The organism is Mesorhizobium sp. M7A.F.Ca.ET.027.02.1.1, assembly GCF_004022985.1.
Taxonomy (GTDB): domain Bacteria; phylum Pseudomonadota; class Alphaproteobacteria; order Rhizobiales; family Rhizobiaceae; genus Mesorhizobium.
Map to the genome: position 1 here is coordinate 1 of NZ_RZOL01000597.1, position 2,611 is coordinate 2,611.

A 2,611-nucleotide genomic window follows, 5' to 3' on the forward strand; every position below is an offset into this window, starting at 1 on the left:
CCGCCTCGGCGCAAGTCGAGAAGGACGGCAAGTTCGTCCTCGAAGGCAATATCTTCGGCGACGGCGCCAAGCGCGACATCAGCGCCTTCGGAGTCAAATCGGCGGCACCGACGCAATATCCCGCCGGCACCACAGCCGATCTCGGCGACGGCATGACCTTGCAGCTCAATGCCGACGGCAGCTTCATCATGCAGTCCCCGAAAGCGTTCGAAGGCGATCGCGGCCAGCGCGTCTATTATGCTTCGTCGGCGCCGCCGAAATTCACCACCGACAATTACAGAACCGTGCTGTTCTCCGAAGGCATCGGACGGTCATTCATGAATTCCCTGACCGTCACCATTCCGGCTACCGTCATCCCGATCCTGATCGCCGCCTTTGCCGCTTATGCGCTGGCCTGGATGCGGTTTCCCGGCCGGGCGTTGCTGATCGCGGTCATCATCGGCCTGCTGGTGGTGCCGTTGCAGATGTCGCTGATCCCGTTGTTGAAACTCTATAATGGTGTCGGCGCTTTCTTCGGCATGCCGTCGAAGACCTATCTCGGCATCTGGCTGGCGCATACCGGCTTCGGCCTGCCCTTCGCCATCTACCTGCTGCGCAGCTACATTGCGGGCCTGCCGCGCGAAATCATGGAATCGGCGCGCATCGACGGCGCCAGCGATTTCGAGATCTTCGTCAAGATCGTCTTGCCGCTGTCGTTCCCGGTGCTGGCTTCGTTTGCCATCTTCCAGTTCCTGTGGGTATGGAACGATCTGCTGGTGGCGATGGTTTTCCTCGGTACAGAGGCAGACCAGATCGTGCTGACCGCCAAGCTCAACGCGCTGTTGGGCTCACGCGGCGGCGACTGGGAGATTCTGACGACATCGGCTTTCGTGACCATCATTGTGCCGCTGATCGTGTTCTTTTCGCTGCAGCGCTATTTTGTCCGCGGGCTGCTTGCCGGCTCGGTGAAAGGAGGCTGAGACGATGCAATCCGCTTTGAAGGCCAGCTCGAAGCCTGACCTCGCCATCGATCGCGACTGGTGGCGAGGCGCCGTGATCTACCAGATCTATCCGCGCAGCTACCAGGACTCGAACGGCGACGGCATCGGCGATCTCAAGGGCATCATAGGCCGCCTCCCCTACATCGCCGCACTCGGCGCGGATGCCATCTGGATTTCACCGTTCTTCAAGTCGCCGATGAAGGATTTCGGCTATGACGTGACGGATTACTGCGATGTCGATCCGATGTTCGGCACGCTGGCCGACTTCGACGCGCTGACCGCCGAGGCACACAGGCTGGGCTTGAAGGTGATGATCGACGAGGTGTTGTCGCACACCGCCGATAACCACCCATGGTTCAAGGAAAGCCGGTCGAGCCGCAGCAACCCGAAAGCCGATTGGTACGTCTGGGCAGACGCCAGGCCGGACGGCACGCCGCCCAACAACTGGCTGTCGATCTTCGGCGGCTCGGCGTGGCAATGGGACACCAGCCGCCAGCAATATTACATGCACAATTTCCTGGCCGAACAGCCCGACCTCAACTTTCACAACCACGAGGTCCAGGACGCGTTGCTCGACGTCACCCGCTTCTGGCTGGAGCGCGGCGTCGATGGTTTCCGGCTCGATACCATCAATTTCTATTTCCACAGCCAGGGCCTGGAAAACAATCCGCCGCTGCCGCCGGAAGAGCGCAACGACCAGACCGCGCCGGCGGTCAACCCCTACAACTACCAGGACCATCTCTACGACAAGAGCCGGCCCGAGAACCTCGGCTTCCTCGAACGGTTCCGTGCCCTGCTCGATGAGTATCCGGCAACCGCAGCGGTCGGCGAGGTCGGCGATTCGCAGCGCGGGCTTGAAGTGGTTGCCGCCTACACCGCAGGCGGCAAGCGCGTGCACATGTGCTACTCCTTCGATTTCCTGGCGCCGGAAAAGATCAGCGCGGGCAAGGTCCGCTCGGTGCTGGAATCCTTCGGCAAAGTCGCCAGCGACGGCTGGTCGTGCTGGGCCTTCTCCAACCACGACGTGATGCGCCCGGCCTCGCGCTGGGCCGCCAATGAGGCCGACCCGACCGCCTACCTCAAGGTCATCTCGGCGCTGCTGATGTCGTTGCGCGGTTCGGTCTGCATCTACCAGGGCGAGGAGCTTGGGCTCGGTGAGGCAGAGCTGCGGTTCGAGGATCTGCAGGATCCCTATGGCATCCGCTTCTGGCCGGAATTCAAGGGCCGCGACGGCTGCCGCACGCCAATGGTGTGGGATGGCAGCGCCAAGAATGGCGGCTTCTCCCAGGCAAAGCCCTGGCTGCCGGTGCCGGCCAAGCATCTGGCGCAAGCGGTCAATGTCCAGCAGGGCGACGAGGCTTCGCTGCTCGAGCACTACCGGCGCTTTCTCACCTTCCGGCGTGCCCATCCGGCGCTCGCCAAGGGCGACATCACCTTCATCGAAAGTGAGGGCGACACCGTCGCCTTCACGCGCCGCGCAGGCAACGAGCAGATCGTCTGCGTCTTCAATCTGGGAGCCGGGCCGGCCAAGGTTGACCTTGGCGGCCGATCGCTGCAACCTCTGCCCGGGCACGGATTTTCGGGGCAGGCGAACAGCGGTTCCATCGAGCTTGGCGGCTACGGCGCCTGGT

The 2,611-nt window shown here is 62.6% G+C and carries 2 protein-coding genes; both read left to right on the forward strand.

Annotated elements, in window-relative coordinates; genetic code table 11:
- Window positions 1-959 (forward strand): carbohydrate ABC transporter permease (locus tag EN749_RS33905; RefSeq protein ID WP_145991126.1); only part of this gene is annotated, 959 nt, incomplete at its 5' end.
- Window positions 960-963: 4 nt separating this feature from the next.
- Window positions 964-2,611: alpha-glucosidase family protein (locus EN749_RS33910; RefSeq protein ID WP_128364811.1), on the forward strand; the 1,648-nt coding region annotated here is incomplete at its 3' end.